The sequence below is a fragment of the Sphingobium sp. TomTYG65 genome (assembly GCF_055395525.1).
The window spans coordinates 450614-467519 of the sequence record NZ_AP027330.1 but is presented as its reverse complement, the minus strand read 5'-3'; the positions used below and the strand labels follow the sequence as shown (position 1 = coordinate 467519).

15 protein-coding genes and 1 tRNA gene are annotated in these 16906 nt (G+C 64.2%); 5 read left to right on the top strand and 11 right to left on the bottom strand.

Annotation, left to right across the window (positions count from 1 at the left end):
- Positions 1-46 precede the first annotated feature (46 nt).
- The 3 genes from ACZ5Y5_RS02395 to tpiA all read right to left on the bottom strand — a co-directional run bounded on the left by ACZ5Y5_RS02395 (position 47) and on the right by tpiA (position 3005).
- Positions 47-1681, bottom strand: a complete 1635-nt coding sequence (locus ACZ5Y5_RS02395; protein WP_464809616.1) for a CTP synthase — start codon at positions 1679-1681, stop codon at positions 47-49.
- Between the two features lie 91 nt (positions 1682-1772).
- Positions 1773-2153 (bottom strand): preprotein translocase subunit SecG, encoded by a 381-nt coding sequence (gene secG, locus ACZ5Y5_RS02390; protein WP_464809615.1) that lies wholly within the window; start codon positions 2151-2153, stop codon positions 1773-1775.
- Between the two features lie 108 nt (positions 2154-2261).
- Positions 2262-3005, bottom strand: coding sequence for a triose-phosphate isomerase (gene tpiA, locus ACZ5Y5_RS02385; protein WP_464809614.1), 744 nt, complete (start codon positions 3003-3005; stop codon positions 2262-2264).
- Between the two features lie 169 nt (positions 3006-3174).
- Here tpiA and ACZ5Y5_RS02380 point away from each other — a divergent pair, with 169 nt between their 5' ends.
- Positions 3175-5130: a peptidylprolyl isomerase gene (locus ACZ5Y5_RS02380; RefSeq protein WP_464809613.1), complete on the top strand. Its 1956-nt coding sequence runs from the start codon at positions 3175-3177 to the stop codon at positions 5128-5130.
- On the top strand, positions 5114-6661 hold the full coding sequence (gene trpE / locus ACZ5Y5_RS02375) for an anthranilate synthase component I (protein WP_464809612.1): 1548 nt from the start codon (positions 5114-5116) through the stop codon (positions 6659-6661). Before ACZ5Y5_RS02380 ends, trpE begins: the two co-directional genes overlap by 17 nt.
- On the opposite strand, the gene ACZ5Y5_RS02370 is transcribed toward trpE, so the two are convergent.
- The 4 genes from ACZ5Y5_RS02370 to ACZ5Y5_RS02355 all read right to left on the bottom strand — a co-directional run bounded on the left by ACZ5Y5_RS02370 (position 6662) and on the right by ACZ5Y5_RS02355 (position 8641).
- The gene (locus ACZ5Y5_RS02370) at positions 6662-6934 is read right to left on the bottom strand and encodes a DUF4242 domain-containing protein (protein ID WP_464809611.1); all 273 of its coding nucleotides are present in this window, start codon (positions 6932-6934) and stop codon (positions 6662-6664) included.
- Positions 6935-6998: 64 nt separating this feature from the next.
- Complete coding sequence (locus ACZ5Y5_RS02365; RefSeq protein ID WP_464809610.1) at positions 6999-7724, bottom strand: extensin-like domain-containing protein; 726 nt, start codon at positions 7722-7724, stop codon at positions 6999-7001.
- Positions 7725-7727: 3 nt separating this feature from the next.
- Positions 7728-8498 (bottom strand): NUDIX hydrolase, encoded by a 771-nt coding sequence (locus ACZ5Y5_RS02360; RefSeq protein WP_464810446.1) that lies wholly within the window; start codon positions 8496-8498, stop codon positions 7728-7730.
- 67 nt (positions 8499-8565) lie between these two features.
- A tRNA-Ala gene (locus tag ACZ5Y5_RS02355) sits at positions 8566-8641 on the bottom strand.
- Between the two features lie 211 nt (positions 8642-8852).
- Here ACZ5Y5_RS02355 and ACZ5Y5_RS02350 point away from each other — a divergent pair.
- Positions 8853-9785, top strand: coding sequence for a DUF2171 domain-containing protein (locus ACZ5Y5_RS02350; RefSeq protein ID WP_464809609.1), 933 nt, complete (start codon positions 8853-8855; stop codon positions 9783-9785).
- 55 nt (positions 9786-9840) lie between these two features.
- On the opposite strand, the gene ACZ5Y5_RS02345 is transcribed toward ACZ5Y5_RS02350, so the two are convergent.
- Together ACZ5Y5_RS02345 and ACZ5Y5_RS02340 are read right to left on the bottom strand one after the other, a co-directional pair.
- A complete protein-coding gene (locus tag ACZ5Y5_RS02345; RefSeq protein ID WP_464809608.1) occupies positions 9841-11721 on the bottom strand; it encodes an acetyl/propionyl/methylcrotonyl-CoA carboxylase subunit alpha in 1881 nt (626 codons plus the stop codon).
- Positions 11718-13319, bottom strand: coding sequence for a carboxyl transferase domain-containing protein (locus ACZ5Y5_RS02340; protein ID WP_464809607.1), 1602 nt, complete (start codon positions 13317-13319; stop codon positions 11718-11720). The genes ACZ5Y5_RS02345 and ACZ5Y5_RS02340 overlap by 4 nt, the downstream gene beginning before the upstream one ends.
- 63 nt (positions 13320-13382) lie before the next feature.
- Here ACZ5Y5_RS02340 and ACZ5Y5_RS02335 point away from each other — a divergent pair, with 63 nt between their 5' ends.
- On the top strand, positions 13383-13721 hold the full coding sequence (locus ACZ5Y5_RS02335) for a DMT family protein (RefSeq protein ID WP_464809606.1): 339 nt from the start codon (positions 13383-13385) through the stop codon (positions 13719-13721).
- A 1-nt stretch (position 13722) separates the two neighbouring features.
- Here ACZ5Y5_RS02335 and ACZ5Y5_RS02330 read toward each other — a convergent pair whose 3' ends face one another.
- On the bottom strand, positions 13723-14868 hold the full coding sequence (locus tag ACZ5Y5_RS02330) for an isovaleryl-CoA dehydrogenase (protein ID WP_464809605.1): 1146 nt from the start codon (positions 14866-14868) through the stop codon (positions 13723-13725).
- Positions 14869-14954: 86 nt separating this feature from the next.
- On the opposite strand from ACZ5Y5_RS02330, the gene ACZ5Y5_RS02325 reads away from it, so the two are divergent.
- Positions 14955-15845: a LysR family transcriptional regulator gene (locus ACZ5Y5_RS02325; protein WP_464809604.1), complete on the top strand. Its 891-nt coding sequence runs from the start codon at positions 14955-14957 to the stop codon at positions 15843-15845.
- Here the strand turns inward: ACZ5Y5_RS02325 and queA are convergent.
- Complete coding sequence (gene queA, locus ACZ5Y5_RS02320; RefSeq protein WP_464809603.1) at positions 15815-16843, bottom strand: tRNA preQ1(34) S-adenosylmethionine ribosyltransferase-isomerase QueA; 1029 nt, start codon at positions 16841-16843, stop codon at positions 15815-15817. The two genes, ACZ5Y5_RS02325 and queA, sit on opposite strands and share 31 nt — an antisense overlap.
- Positions 16844-16906: the final 63 nt, after the last annotated feature.

Genomic DNA, 16906 nt, shown 5'->3' with positions numbered 1-16906 from the left:
AGCGTTGGCCGGACCCCAGCTTGCGCTGGGGTGACGGGTACAAATATCAAACCAACCGGCTCTGCTTCACCGCTGCTTCGATGAAGCTCGCGAACAGCGGATGCGGGTCGAAGGGCTTGGACTTGAGTTCCGGATGGAACTGCACGCCCACGAACCAGGGATGGTCCGGCCGCTCGACAATCTCCGGCAGGGTGCCGTCCGGCGACATGCCCGAGAAGATGAGGCCGCCCTTTTCCAGCGGATCGCGGTAGCCCGCATTGACTTCGTAGCGGTGCCGGTGGCGTTCGCTGATCTCGCTCGCGCCATAGATGCCAGCGACGACACTGTTGCCGGTGAGCTTCGCCGGATAGGCGCCGAGCCGCATGGTGCCACCCAGATCCGTTTCGGCCGTGCGCTTCTGCAGACCTTCCTTGCTCATCCATTCGGTGATGAGGCCGACGACCGGCTCTGACGTTTCGCCAAATTCGGTGGTGGACGCATTTTCGATCCCGGCCGTGTTCCGCGCGCCTTCGATGCAGGCCATCTGCATGCCAAGGCAGATGCCGAAGAAGGGCACTCGCCGCTCACGCGCGAATTTGACGCTGGCGATCTTGCCTTCGGACCCGCGCACGCCGAAGCCGCCGGGGACCAGGATGCCGTGCATGGGTTCGAGCCGGGCCGCGATGTCCGCGCCCTCTTCCTCGAACAGTTCGGCGTCGATCCACTTGATGTTCACCTTCACCCGATTGGCGAAGCCGCCATGGGTCAGCGCCTCATAGAGCGATTTATAGGCGTCCGGCAGGCCGACATATTTGCCGACGACGCCGATCGTCACTTCGCCTTCCGGATTCTGCTGGCGATCCATGATGTCGATCCAGCGGTCGAGCGACGGCTTGGGAGCCCCCTCGATGCCGAAGGCGCGCAGCACTTCCTCGTCCAGTCCTTCGGCATGATATTGTGCGGGGACGGCATAGATGCTGCTGGCGTCGAGCGCCGGGATCACGGCTTCCTTGCGGACGTTGCAGAAGAGCGCGATCTTCGCGCGCTCGCTGTCGGGCAGCGGATGTTCGCAGCGGCAGAGCAATATGTCGGGCTGGATACCGAGCGAGGTCAGTTCGCGCACACTATGCTGCGTCGGCTTGGTCTTCAGCTCACCCGCCGCCGCGATATAGGGGACCAGCGTCACATGGACGAAGATCGACCGGTTGCGGCCGAGGTCGTTATGCAGCTGGCGGATCGCTTCCATGAAGGGCAGCGATTCGATGTCGCCGACGGTGCCGCCGATTTCGCAGAGGACAAAATCCAGATCGTCCGAATCGGCCACGGCGAACGCCTTGATCTCATCGGTGACGTGCGGGATCACCTGCACCGTCGCGCCAAGATAATCGCCGCGCCGCTCGCGCTGGATGATCGTCTGATAGACACGGCCCTGCGTCACATTGTCCGACTGCCGCGCCGAAACGCCGGTGAAGCGCTCATAATGACCCAAGTCGAGGTCGGTTTCCGCCCCGTCATCGGTCACATAGACTTCGCCATGCTGATACGGGCTCATCGTGCCCGGATCGACGTTGAGATAGGGGTCGAACTTCCGGATACGCACACGGAAACCTCGCGCCTGCAGCAGTGCTGCGAGCGATGCGGCCATAAGGCCTTTACCAAGCGAGGAGACCACGCCGCCGGTGATGAAAATATACCGCGCCATGGGAGTGGAGGCTTAGCCTTTTACAAACAAGTTGGGCAAGCGCGCGAATCCACGCGCGAGCAAAAAAAGATCGGAAATGTGATCGAAAAGATCAGTTGGCGAGCGGAACTGCGCCGTTTGCCGCCTGGCCATTGCTGGCCGCGCCCGCTGCACCGGCAAGCGGATTTGCGTTCGCGGGGGCCGGAGCCGGAGCGGCGGGAGCCGCAGGCGCCTGCTTCACCAATGAGGTGTCGATATCGCTCGGCGCATGCTGGACCGACGCGATCACCGCCAGAACCACCGACAACAGCACGAAGATGGACGCGAGAACCGTCGTCGAACGGGTCAGGAAGTCCGCCGCGCCGCGCGCCGACATCAGCCCAGCCGGACTGCCACCTACACCAAGGCCGCCACCTTCCGACTTCTGCATCAGAATGACGGTGACAAGCAGGGCCGCGACAATGGCCTGCACGACGAGGATGAAAGTGAACATGCGAGGAATCTGTCCCAATGGGTGCGTTGGGGAGCCCATAGCGGCGAAGGGCGGCGGGGGCAACCGCACTAAACCCCCTCCCGTGGAAGGAAGGGGGTGATTTGAGAGTTAAGCCGCCGCCGCAATCACGGGCGCGAATTTCGCCGCCGTCAGGCTGGCGCCGCCGACCAGGCCGCCATCGACATCCTCGATCGCCATCAGTTCGGCCGCATTCTCGCCGTTCATCGACCCGCCATAGAGGATGCGCATCGCGCCAGCCTCACCCTCGCTGATGCGGCCGCCGAGCGCTGTGCGCAGCGCCTTGTGCATTGCTTCGACCGCTTCCATCGTGGGGATGCGTCCGGTGCCGATTGCCCAGATCGGTTCATAAGCGATGGCCAGCCAGTCCGCCGCCGCGCCTTCGGGCAGCGAGGCGAGCAGTTGGGCCGACACGACGCTTTCCGCATCGCCCGCATCGCGCACGTCCAGGCTTTCGCCCACGCAGAGGATGACTTTCAGGCCCGCAGCCTTTGCCGCGAGCGCCTTGGCCGCCACATCGGCATCGCTCTCGCCCTGATCTTGCCGCCGCTCGCTATGGCCGACGATCGTCCAGCTCGCGCCTGCTTCGGCCAGCATCGCTGCGGAAAGGCAGCCGGTATGTGCGCCGCTGTCCTTCATATGGCAGTCCTGCGCACCGACGAAGGCTGCGCCGTTCACTGCGCTCGCCGGGGCGATCAGCGTCGCGGGAAGGCACAGGCCGACCTCGACCCCCGGATGTTCCGCGGCAACGCCGCCGATCGCCTCAACCTCGCCCAACTGAGCGCGGAGGCCGTTCATCTTCCAGTTGCCGACCACGAGCTTGCGCCTGCCCATCAATCCATACCCCTTCAGTCATCAATCCGTCTTGCCGGTCGGGACCGACCAACCTGCCGAGGCGGATGGACAAGAGCAGTCCATTTGTCCAGCCATGCCACACTTGCCGACGCGACGATCCGCCCCTAAAGCGGGCCACCGTAAAGTCTTTCTATTCCGGACTTCCTTCATGCTTTCGATCCTCCGCCGCTTCATACATTCGAAATTCGGCGCGGTTTTCGCGCTGCTCTTCCTCGGCGTCGTCGCGGCGGCCTTCATCATGGGCGACATAACCAGCGGCAAGTTCGGGACCTCTCTGGGCGGAGGCGGCGGTGAAACGGTCGCCAAGACGGGCGGCACGCGCCTGACCCTCACCCAGCTTCAGGAACGGGTGCAGCGGGTCTTTGAAAATGCGCGCCGCGCGAACCCCGGCCTGCAGATCAACGAGTTTCTGGCGCAGGGCGCTGCGGGTCAGATCTATGACCAGCTGGTCGCTGCGATGACCCTGAAGGAATATGCGAAGGACCAGGGCGTACATATCTCCAAGCGCCTGGTCGATGCCCAGATCGCGCAGATCCCCGCCTTCCAGGACGCGGCCGGCAATTTCAGCCAGGAAAATTTCCGTCAGTTGCTGCTGCGCGAACGGATCACCGAACAGGCGCTGCGCGAAGATATCACGCGCGAGATTCTGGAGCGGCAGATGCTTGCGCCGCTGGGCCTGGGCGTGAAGCTGCCCGACAGCGTCATCCTGCCCTACGCCTCACTGTTGCTTGAGGCGCGGCAGGGTACGATCGCCGCCGTTCCGGCGATGGCGTTCAAGGATATCAAGGACCCCAGCGACGCGCAGCTTGCCGACTATTACCGGCAGAATGCAGCGCGCTTCACGATTCCCGAACAGCGGCGCATCCGTTACGCGGTGATCGATGGCGAACGCTTCGCCCAGGCCGCCCAGCCGACCGACGCCGAAATCACCGCCGCCTATAATCAGAACAAGGCGAGCTATGCCGCGAAGGAAAGCCGCAGCTTCGAACAGCTGATCCTGCCGACCGAAGCGGCCGCCAAGGCGATCGCCGCCGAAGTGAAGGGCGGCAAGTCGCTCGCCGCTGCTGCCCAGAGTGCAGGGCTGGCCGTATCGACGCTGAGCGACCAGAGCCGTGAAGCGCTGACCGCTTCGTCTTCGGCCGCCGTCGCCAATGCCGCTTTCGCCGCCAAGCAGGGCGAGTTGGTAGGGCCGCTGCGCGGATCGCTTGGATGGGTGATCCTGCGGGTCTCGTCCGTGAAGACCATCCCGGCGCGCGCACTTCCCGCCGTGCGCGACGAAATCGCCGCGACGCTGCGTACCCAGAAGCAGAAGCGCCTGCTGAGCGAATTCACCGGCAAGGTGGAGGATCAGATCGCCGATGGCGGCAGCTTCGAGGAAGTGGTCAAGGACAACGGCCTGAAACTGGAAACCACGCCCTTCCTGCTGGCGAACGGCAAGCAGGTCGAGGATCAGGCTTATCAAGCTTCAGCCGACGTCCGCCCGCTGCTGGCTCCTGTATTCCAGATGAGCCAGGATGATGACGCGCAGCTTATCCCGATCACAGCTGATCAGCGTTACGCGTTGGCCGCGCCTGCGGACATTCGCACGGCCGCGCCGCCCCCGCTGGACAAGGTGAAGCCGTTGGTTGTCGCCCAATATAAGCTGGCGCAGGGCAATGCGAAGGCAAAGGCGCTGGCGGAACAGATCCGGGCGAAGGTCGCCAAGGGCATGAAGCTGGCCGATGCTGTCGCGCAAGCCGGCGTCGCCCTGCCCGCGCCCCAGACCGTGGGCGGCCGCCGCGCCGACATCATGCGCGAAGGACAGCGCCCGCCTGCCGAGGTCGCCATCCTCTTTTCCATGGCCGCCAACAGCGTCAAGACACTGCCGATCGGCCAGGATCGCGGCTATTTCGTCGTGCAGTTGAACGGCATCAAGCATGGCGATGCAGGCGGGCAGACCGCGCTGCTCGACCAGGTCCGTGGCCAGTTGAGCGATGTCGTCGGCCAGGAATATGGCCAGCAGTTCGAACGGGCGGTGGAAAAGCAGCTTGGCGTAACCCGCAACCCGTCGGCAGTCGCCAATGTGCAGCGGGCGCTCGCCAGCACCAATGCCGGCGCGCAATAAGATGGCGACCGGCGTCGGCCCTGCGGGCAATGATGGCATAGCGGCCGCTCGCGCTGCACTCACCGCAGGCAAGTCCGCTCTGGTGTGGCGCCGCCAGATCGCGGACACGGACACGCCGATCTCCGCTGCCCTGAAGCTGTTCGAGCCTGATCGCGGGGATTTCCTGCTGGAATCGGTGGAAGGCGGCGCTGTTCGCGGCCGCTACAGCTTGATCGGCCTCGCACCCGACCTGGTTTTCCGCGCGCAAGGCCAGTCCGCCGAGATCAACCGCAATTGGGCGAACGATCGCGACGCGTTTGTGGCGGAGCCCATAGGCGCGCTGGAGGCGTTGCGGGCTCTGGTCGCGGAATGCCGGGCAGAGCTGGATCCCGCGCTTCCTGCGGCGCTCGCCTGCCTTGTAGGCTATTTCGGCTATGAGACCGTGGGCCTGGTGGAGAAGCTCCCCCGCCCCGCCCCCAATCCGCTCGACCTGCCGGACATGCTGTTCGTGCGGCCAACCGTCATCCTGGTTTTCGACAGGCTCGCAGACGCGCTCTATCTCGTCGCGCCAGTGTGGAAGGGCAGCTTCAGCAATGCCGACGCGGCGATCGAGCAGGCGCTCGACCGCATCGATGCGACGGCCGCTCGCCTTGCCGCGCCCCTACCCTCCCAGCCGCCGCAGCCGGAGATAGCGGATGTGGAGGTGACACCGGCGCTGGAGCCGGGCCGCTACAAGAGCATGGTCGAGCGGGCGAAGGACTACATCGTCGCAGGCGACATATTCCAGGTTGTGCTGGCGCAGCGTTTCACCAGCCCCTTCACCTTGCCCCCGATCGCCCTCTATCGTTCCCTGCGACGGATCAATCCCTCGCCCTTTCTCTATTATCTGGACCTGCCCGGCTTCGCGCTGATCGGATCCAGCCCGGAAATTCTGGTTCGCGCGCGGGACGGGGAAGTCACCATCCGGCCGATCGCGGGCACCCGTCCGCGCGGCAAGACGGCGGTCGAGGATGCGGCCAATCGCGAAAGCCTGCTCGCCGATCCGAAGGAACGCGCCGAACATCTAATGCTGCTGGACCTGGGCCGCAATGATGTGGGCCGGGTGGCGAGCGCCGGGACGGTAACGGTCACGGACAGCTATACGGTCGAATTCTACAGCCACGTCATGCATATCGTGTCGAACGTGGTCGGGCGACTTTCACCCGACAAGGACGCCCTCGACGCGTTATTCGCAGGCTTTCCCGCAGGCACCGTTTCAGGCGCGCCCAAGGTGCGCGCCTGTGAGATCATCGCCGAACTGGAGCCGGAAACGCGCGGGGCCTATGCGGGCGGCGTCGGCTATTTCGCACCGGACGGCAATATGGACAGCTGCATCGTCCTGCGCACCGCTGTGCTGAAGGACGGCGTCATGCATGTGCAGGCAGGGGCAGGCATCGTCGCCGATTCCACGCCGGAATATGAGCAGCGCGAATGCGAGGCGAAGAGCGGCGCGCTTCTGGCTGCGGCAAGGGAAGCCGTCGATCTCGCCCGGCAGGCGGGCTTCGGCCAGTAGCTACTCGGCGGTCGTCGGGTCGATCGTCGCCCGCACGCGCGCAATGCTGTTGGCGGGGAGGCCCGCCAGTTCCGCATGCTGGCGGATCAACTCTTCGCTCGGTGCGCGATAGATGCAGTAGATCTTGTCGTCAGTGACATAGCTGTGCACCCATTGGATCTCCGGCCCAAGTTCGCGCAGAACATGGCAGGAGCCCTGCGATGCGTTTCGCAGCTCATCGCTGCGCAGCCTGCCCGCCCCGGGCATTTCCCTCTCGATCACGAATTGCGGCATGACCACCTCCATAGGTGAAGGTGTAGAATTTATGCCTCGGCAGGCCGCGAGTCCACAGCAGCGATCAGCGGCACCCGCGCCAGCCAAATGCGCCCCGCTCCGCCTGGTCCAAATGAAAATGATCGCGGTGCGCGGCATTATAGTCGGGAGACAGGACGGTCGCGAAAAACTGGCACGCGCCTTTGCGGACAAGTCGGAGAAATTCGGCTTCCTTGCCGCCGCCGCTCCAATCCGCCGCGACGCTGATCCGCCGTCCGTCCGCGAGCGTGAAGCCGCTGATGTCGATCGCATCAGCCGTGGCATGTTCGCTGAAGTCGCCCTGTGAGCGGCCATAGAGCCGACGGCAGCTGTAGGAGCCGAAATGGTTGATGGACTTGACCGCTTGCCCGAAGCTCTGCTGCGCGGCGGGCTGGACCACATGCCATTCCCACAGCTTGAGCGCGGCGGCCACCGGACAGGAAGGCGCAACCGCAGCAGGAGACAGGCGGGCATTGCCCTCCTGCGGTTTCAGCCGGACCGCATCGTTGTACCGGCACTGGCCGCTGCCGCCCGGCTGCACCGGTGTATAGGGCACGCCTGCCCGATCCAGCAGGGCGCGGCAGCGGGCCGGGTCCTGAGTCAGCCCCGCGAGTTTTCGCCCGGTGAAGAGGCCGACCGGCTGGGCCAGGTCAAGGTCTGTCCAGGGGAGATCCTGCGGCCGCTGCCGCACATAGCCATAGCTGATCAGCGCGAGGACCAGGAATGCGGCGAGCAGCACAAGCCTGCGTAAAATGAGGTGGATCCGGCGCATGGCCTAACCACGCTGCACGCGGCCCATCGGTTCCGACGTTATGGGATAGCCAAGATGGTCTGGGATGCACAGGTGACGCTCCCCGTCCCGCTCCTCCACCCAAGGGCAAATCTTTTCGACGGAAAAAGAGGCCGCATGCGCCGCCATGGCTTCGAAGCTGTCGAAGAGCGCAAGCCGCTCAAGATTGCGGCGGGTCGGAAAGATGATCCGGCCCCCGCCCGCGTCGCACAGGTGGATCGTGTCCTGCGCACTCTTCCAGAACAGGCGGACATTCTCTGTCGCATCGACGCTTGCCTCCTGCCCCTCCGGCGCGCGCGTCAGATAGAAGCGGGTGTCATAGACCCTTCTCGGCGTTTCCGCGCCTGCGGGATGCCAGCGGCTGAACGGCACCAGATGATCGAGCGCCAAGTCCAGCCCATGCGACTGGAGAATGGCCGACAGGCTTTCGCCGCGCAGCAGAGCATGCCGCATTTCGCGCGCCTGTTCTGGGCCAAGCGGGGCCGGGAAACCGATCGCAAGGCCGCTTTCCTCCAACGTCTCGCGGATCGCGGCGATACGCGCTGCGGCCTCCTCAAGCGGCTGCGTTCCGGGCATCGCGTCGGCCAGATCGCGATCCGCCTGATCGACAGCGCCGCCGGGAAAGACCAGCGCGCCCGCCGCAAAGGCCATGGTTCCGGCGCGTTCCATCATCAGGATATGCGGCGGCCCATCCGCCATGTCGCGAACGATCACCGCTGTTGCAGCGGAGCGGCCTTGGATGTTGGTGGACGCCATGGAGCCGCCATAGGCGGCGATGACAGTGGCGGTAAAGTCCTTCCGGATCACCCCATGTTAAGAGGGGTGGTGGAGCCGAGGGGGATCGAACCCCTGACCTCGTCATTGCGAACGACGCGCTCTCCCAGCTGAGCTACGGCCCCGTAAGGAGCGCTGCCTATAAGCGAGCGCAGATGCCCTTGCAACGGTCTTTTTGCGGGAAACGGGTCACTGCGAAACTACGCCCGCACGGTCGCCCGGCCGGTGCAAAGCAGGGACGTTACCGGTACGTAACGTCCGGAACGAACCGCCCTCAAAGCTCATTGAACAGGCAACGGCCCTGGGCCGTAGCAACAGCAGTCAAGGAGACAGACGATGGGCTATCAAGGTGGACGTCGTTACGGAGACTATGACAGGACTCGTGGCGATTGGGATCGTGGGACCGACCGCTATCGCGGGCAGCGCGACTGGCGTGACGATCGCAGCTACCGCTACGGTACGCGCGGGCAATTCAGCGGGCCGGAGACGCGGCGCGCGCCACAGGATTACGACCCTGAGGAGCGCGGCTTCTTCGATCGCGCAGGGGATGAGATCCGCAGCTGGTTCGGCGATGAAGAGGCCGAACGCCGCCGGGAATATGACGAATATTATAACCGTCCCTATGGCGACCCGCGCGATGAGAGTAGCCGGATCGGCTTCGCGTCGGCTTCACGCGCCAACCAGTATCTTCCGAACCGGGGCTACGCCCCCTTCACCGGAGAGCGGAGCGGCTTTGGCAGCGAAGATCATGGCAACCGCATCCGCTCCTATGGGCCGACGCATGATTATGGCGCGCATCACGACGCCAACTATTATGCCTGGCGTCAGGAGCGGATCAACGAACTGGACCGCGACTATGCCGAATATCAGCGGGAACATCGTGACCGCTTCAACAGTGAATTCGGCAGCTGGCGCAACCGCCGCACCGAGCAGCGCCAGGCGGTGCAGCAGGTACGCGAGCATATGGAAGTCGTGGGCAGCGATGGCGAACATGTCGGCACGGTCGATAAACTGAGCGGCGATCGCATCATCCTGACGAAGACTGACCAAGATGCGGGCGGCGTTCATCATTCCGTGCCGTCATCCTGGATCAGGTCGGTCGATGAACAGCGGGTCACGCTGGAAAAGACCGCTGATGAAGCACATACGGCCTGGCGGACCGAACGCGAACAGAATGCCATGTTCGGCGAGGGACGGGAAAGCGGCGGATGGGGTTCCGGTAGCGAAACCGGGAACGATAGCTCGCGCGACGTCAGCCGTTATCGCTGATATTCGGATCACGCGACATAGAGAGGGGCTCGGCATCGCCGGGCCCCTTTCCCGTTCAGCTGCCGCTTGGCTCCAATCGCAGCAGCAGAGCCCCTTCCGCCACCTGCTGCCCTTCCGCCGCGGCGAGTTCGGCGACGACGCCGTCGAACGGCGCGGTCAGGCCATGCTCCATCTTCATGGCCTCCACGGCGACCAGCTTATCGCCCTTCGCGACCACCGCCCCCTGTTCCACATTCACTGCGGTGACACGGCCCGGCATCGGTGATCGGATGACGCCGTCCGAAGCGGCTCCGCCCACCGCCGCGCGCGTTTCGGCCAAGGCCACGACATAGCTCTCGCCATCCTGATGGACGAGGATGCGGCCGTCGCTCAGCCGCCTGCAATGACCGGCATCCTCATCCGGAATGCTCAGCGGGTCGAGATTTGCGGTTTCGTTCTGGCCGTCGACCGTAAGCAGCATCCGGGTCTGGCGCGGGCCATTGAGCCTGAACCCACGCAGAGCCGGCGGCACGCTATCGAGCCAGAGCGCGGCAAGCAGCCCTGCGGCCTCATCCAAGGCCCGCAAAGGCGGCTTGGCGGCAAGCTGCTCCAGATGCTGGGCGATATAGCCGGTGTCGGTTGAACCCCGGCGGAAATCATCGTTGAGCAGTCGCGCGAGAAAACCGGCATTGGTCCTGACCGGCCATGTCTCCACGGACGCGCAAAGCGCACGCAGGCGATCAATGGCTTCATCCCGATCGGCCGCGTGACAGATCAGCTTCGCGATCATCGGATCATAATAGGGGCTGACGCTATCGCCTTGGGCAACGGCTTTCTCAACCCGGTCGTCACCCGCCGCATCTAGCGAGAAAATCTCGAGCATGCCGGTGCTGGGGAGAAAATGATTGCAGGGATCTTCGGCGTAAAGTCGGGCTTCGATCGCATGGCCGCTGATCGATAGCTCCTCCTGTTTCCTGGGGAGCGGCTCGCCACTGGCGACGCGCAATTGCCATTCGACGAGATCGACGCCGCTAATCTCCTCCGTCACCGGATGTTCGACCTGAAGCCGCGTGTTCATCTCCATGAACCAGATGCGATCGGCCCGCAGACCCTCGCTTGCGTCTGCGATGAACTCGACCGTGCCCGCGCCAACATAGTCGACGGCACGCGCCGCTCGAACGGCTGCTGCGCAGATCGCTTCCCGCGTCGCCTGATCCATGCCGGGGGCAGGCGCTTCCTCGATGACCTTCTGATGCCGGCGCTGAAGCGAGCAGTCGCGCTCGAACAGGTGCACGATATTGCCGTGGCTGTCGCCGAACAGTTGCACTTCGATATGGCGCGGCGAGAGGATGTATTTTTCGATCAGCACCCGGTCATCGCCAAAAGCGGATTGCGCCTCCCGGCGGCAGGATAGAAGCGCCTCGGCGAAAGCGGCGGCTTCATCCACGCGCCGCATACCCTTGCCGCCGCCGCCCGCGACAGCCTTGATCAGGACGGGGTAGCCGATTGCGTCGGCTTCGGCCTTCAACTGGGTGGGGTCCTGGTCCTCGCCCAGATAACCGGGCGTGACCGGGACGCCAGCTTCCGCCATCAGCCGCTTGGCGGCGTCCTTCATACCCATGGCGGCGATGCTGGCGGGGTTCGGGCCGACCCAGATCAGCCCCGCATCGATGACCGCCTGTGCAAACGCGGCATTTTCCGAAAGGAAACCATAGCCAGGGTGGATCGCCTGCGCGCCTGACGCCTGGGCCGCGGCGATGATCCGGTCGCCCGCGAGATAGGAGTGCTGGGGCGCCGAAGGACCGATGTGAACCGCCTCATCGGCTTCGCGAACATGCAGCGCGCCCGTATCGGCGTCGGAATAGACGGCCACCGTCCTGATTCCCAGCCGCCGGGCGGTCCGGATGATGCGGCGGGCGATCTCACCGCGATTGGCTATGAGCAGGGACTTCATCACATGCGGAACAGCCCGAAACGGGGCGCCTCCTCCACCGGCGCATTGAGCGCGGCGGCAAGGGCCAACCCCAGCACATCGCGCGTCTGCGCCGGGTCGATCACGCCGTCATCCCATAATCGTGCGGTGGCATAATAAGGATTGCCTTCATCCTCATATTTTTTGCGGATCGGCGCCTTGAACGCTTCGGCTTCTTCTGCCGTCCATTTGGCCGCTTCGCGGTGAACGGTCGCCAGCACGCTCGCCGCCTGCTCCCCACCCATCACCGATATGCGGCTGTTGGGCCAGCTGAACAGGAAGCGGGGGCCATAGGCGCGGCCGCACATGCCGTAATTGCCCGCACCGAAACTGCCACCGATCAGCAGTGTGATCTTTGGGACGCTGGCGGTCGCGACAGCGGTGACCAGCTTCGCCCCATGTTTGGCGATCCCTTCCGCTTCATATTTGCCGCCCACCATGAAGCCCGAGATATTTTGCAGGAACAGCAGCGGAATGCGGCGCTGGCAGGCAAGCTCGATGAAATGAGCGCCCTTGACCGCACTCTCGCTGAACAACACGCCATTGTTCGCGAGGATGGCGACCGGCATGCCCCAGATATGGGCAAAACCGCAGACCAAAGTGGCGCCATAGAGGGATTTGAATTCGTGAAATTCGCTGCCGTCCACAATGCGGGCGATGACTTCGCGTACATCATAGGGCGCGCGCACATCTGGCGGGATGATGCCGTATAGCTGATCGGCGTCATATCGGGGCGGCCGGGGATCGCGCAGGTTGACGCCGCTGGCCGCAACTGGCGCGAGGGTCGATACGATATCGCGCACGATCGTCAGCGCATGTTCGTCATTTTCGGCGACATGATCCACGACGCCGGAGCGGCGGCCATGCACCTCCGCCCCGCCAAGATCTTCGGCGCTGATAACCTCTCCGGTCGCGGCCTGCACCAGCGGCGGACCGGCGAGGAAGATGGTGCCTTGGTTACGAACGATCACCGTTTCGTCGGACATCGCCGGAACGTAAGCGCCGCCTGCCGTACAGCTGCCCATCACGCAGGCGATCTGGGCGATGCCGCGTGCGGACATTTGCGCCTGATTGTAGAAGATGCGGCCGAAATGCTCGCGGTCGGGAAAAACCTCCGCCTGATTGGGCAGGTTCGCGCCGCCGCTGTCCACCAGATAGATGCAGGGGAGACGGTTTTCGAGCGCGACCTCCTGCGCGCGCAAATGCTTCTTCACGGTCAGCGGGTAATAGGTCCCGCCCTTCACCGTGGCGTCATTGCAGACGATCATCGCCTGTCTGCCGGACACGCGGCCAATGCCGGTGATCAGCCCCGCGCCGGGCACTTCGTCATGATAAAGGCCGTTGGCGGCCAGTTGTCCCAGTTCCAGAAAGGGGCTGCCGGGGTCCAGCAACCGTTCCACCCTGTCCCTGGGCAGTAATTTGCCGCGCGCCATGTGTCTGTCGCGCGCCGCCTGCGACCCGCCGAGCGCCGCCTGGGCAACCCGATCGCGCAGTTCGGACGCGAGCGCACGGTTGTTCGCATCATTGGCGCGGAAGGCTTCGCCCTCCGCCGCGATCTGGCTGTCGAGGACGGCCGCACTCACAGGCTTGCGCTCCGGGGGTCAGCGGTGCCAGAGCGCAGCGTCCGCATTTGCTTGAGGCCATTCATGCCCACCATCCTGCTGCTCGTCATTTCCAACCTGTTCATGACCGTGGCCTGGTATTGGCACCTGAAGGGCGGGATGGAAAAGCCGCTCCTGCTGGTGATCCTGATCAGCTGGGGCATCGCCTTTGTCGAATATTGCTTTGCGGTGCCGGCCAACCGCGTCGGCTTTGCCAATGGCTGGAGCGCCGGGCAGCTGAAGATCGCGCAGGAGGCGATTGCCTTGATCATCTTCGGCGGCTTCATGGTGACGGTGCTGGGCGAGCCGCTCCATTGGCGGCATTTTGCAGCCTTCCTCTGCATCATGGCTGCGGTCGGGTTCCTGTTCGTCGGCCGCACCTGACTCACGCTCCGATCAGTTCGCGGCCGATCAGCATGCGGCGGATTTCGTTGGTCCCGGCTCCGATGTCGAGCAGCTTGGCGTCGCGCATGAAACGTTCGACGGGCCAGTCCTTCGTATAGCCGGCTCCACCCAACGCCTGGACCGCCTCCAGCGCGACCTTCACCGCATTCTCGCTCGCCAGCAATATCGCGCCCGCCGCATCGAAGCGGGTCGTCTTTCCCCTGTCGCAGGCGCGAGCGACGGCATAGACATAGGCGCGCGCGGAATTCAGGGCGACATACATGTCCGCTACCTTCGCCTGCATCAGCTGAAAAGCGCCGATCGGCCTGCCGAACTGCTGACGTTCCCGCACATAGGGGAGCACGATGTCGAGACACGCCTGCATGATGCCGAGCTGGATGCCGGAAAGAACCGCGCGTTCGTAGTCGAGGCCCGACATGAGGATGCCCACGCCGCCGTTGAGCGAACCCAGGATATTTTCGGCGGGCACCTCGCAATCGTCGAAAACCAGTTCCGCGGTGGGCGAACCGCGCATGCCGACCTTGTCGATCTTCTGCCCGATGGAAAAGCCCTTGAACCCCTTTTCGATCAGGAAAGCGGTGATGCCGCGAGGCCCTTCGTCGGTGCGCGCATAGACGACCAGCGTGTCAGCTTCCGGGGCATTGGTGATCCAGAATTTGGCGCCGTTCAGCACATAGCCGTCGCCCTTGCGGTCGGCGCGCAATTTCATCGACAGCACATCCGATCCAGCCCCGGATTCCGACATGGCGAGCGCGCCCACATGCTCGCCGGAGATCAGCCGGGGCAGATAACGCGCCTTCTGCTCCGGGGAGGCCCAGCGCCGAATCTGATTGATGCAGAGATTGGAGTGCGCGCCATAGCTCAGCCCTATGGAGGCGGACGCCCGCGCCACTTCCTCCTGCGCGACCACATGTTCCAAATAGCCGAGGCCAAGGCCGCCATCTTCCTGCTCGACGGTGATGCCGTGGAGGCCAAGCGCGCCCATGTCGGGCCAGAGATCGCGGGGGAACCAATCCTTAGCGTCAATCTCGCTGGCGAGCGGCGCAAGGCGATCGCTAGCGAAGCGGGACGTAGCCTCCCGGATCATCTCCGCAGCATCGCCCAGCCCGAAATCGAAATCGGTCATCGCTATCCTCTCCTGCCGCGCATCCTACCGTCGATGAACCAGCAGGGAAAATTGAAACGGATGGGATAAGTGTATAGTTTCCATCTATGATCGAGCGCTATCTGCTCCGCTATTTTCTGGCCGTGATCGACCAGGGTAATTTCTCCCGCGCTGCCGCGCATTGCCATGTGTCGCAACCGACCTTGTCCACCGGCATTGCAAAGCTGGAGCAGATGACCGGCGTTGCCCTCTTCATACGCAACAACCAGCGGGTTGAGCTGACGGCGGCGGGCACGCGGTTGATGAATCATGCGCGGCGGATCGAGCGCGAATTCAACCTTGCGGAACAGGCAGTGGCGAAGGAGCCGGGTGGCGCTCCGCTGCGCATCGGTGTCCTCAACAGCATCGCCGGGGATGTTGTTGCTCGCGCGATAGGCGTTGGCGGACTGAATGCCGGTAACTCAGTCGAATTGCTGCCGGGCAATGAGCGCGAGCTGATCGGGCGGATCGACAGCGGACGGATCGATGTGGCGCTGACGCTGGTGCGGGACGGCAAGAGCGAAATGATTATTGATGAGGGCTATGGTGTCGCGCTATCGGCCAACCATCCACTGGCGGGGCGGGAGGAGATTGCGGCGGAAGAACTGGCCTCAGATCCGATGATCGTACGTAGGCATTGCGAGGCGCTGTCCGCCACCAGCCGCCACTTCGTCGCAAGAGGCGTGCGGCCGCATTTCACATTCCGATCCACCAATGACGAGCGGGTGATGCAGATGGTGGCGACGGGACTTGGCGTCACGGTGATGCCGATGTCGTACCGCTGGCCCGGCATGGCCCGCGCAAGGCTGAAGGATTTTGAACTGCGGCGGAGCGTCGGCTTTGTGCACGGATCGCGCGCCGGGGAGATGAGCGGCGCGGCGGCGGCGATATTGACGGGGATCGCGCAGGCGCTGCGGGACGCCCAGGATCAGGGAAGCAGAAGCGAGGAGTCGCCGTAGGAATAGAAGCGGTAGCCGGTCGCAATGGCGTGGGCGTAAACCGCCTGCATCCGTTCCCGGCCCATGAGCGCGCTCACCAGCATGAAGAGTGTCGAGCGCGGCAGATGGAAGTTGGTCATAAGCCCGTCAACCGCGCGGAAGCGATAGCCCGGCGTAATGAAGATGCGGGTTTCGTCTGCAAAGGGACGGATGACGCCATCCTCCCCGCAAGCGCTTTCCAGCAGGCGTAAACTGGTCGTGCCCACCGCAATCAGGCGGCCGCCCTGTTGCCGGGCGGCGTTCAGACGGTCCGCCGTCGCCTGGTCGATGCGGCCCCATTCGGCATGCATGCGATGATCGTCCGTGTCGTCCGCCTTCACCGGAAGGAAGGTCCCCGCGCCGACATGAAGGGTCAGCGTTTCCGAAGCGATACCAGCCTTTTGAAGCGCCGCCATAAGCTCCGGTGTGAAGTGCAGCGCTGCGGTCGGGGCCGCGACGGCTCCGTCCTCCCTCGCGAACATGGTCTGATAGTCGCTGCGGTCGCGGGCATCCGTGGGCCGCTTGCTGGCGATATAAGGCGGCAGCGGCATGCGGCCCGCCCGCTCCAGCAGCAGTTCGACGGGCTCATCCCCTTCAAAGGTCAGAGTAACGCCGCCATCCTCATCGCGCGGCCCCGCAAGAGCCGTGACACCCTCACCGAAATCGATCCGGTCGCCGTCGCGCACGCGCTTGGCGTTGCGGAGGAAAGCCTGCCACTGACGCAGGCCGAGGCGCTTGTGGAGCGTCGCGCCGACCTTCGCCTCCCCGCGCCTGCCTTCCAGCTGAGCGGGAATGACCTTCGTATCATTGAAGACCAGAACGTCGCCCGCGCGGAGCAGGGACGGGAGATCGCGGACGCTATAGTCTTCAAAGGGCGCGTCACCGGAAACCAGCAGCAGCCGCGCGGAATCGCGCGGAGAGGCGGGCCGGAGCGCGATGCTCTCTGGCGGGAGATCGAAGTCGAATAGATCTACGCGCATAGCGGTATGCTCGGCCAATAGCAGGACCTGGGCTCCGGCCTTCGCAGGAGCACAAGGTCAGAC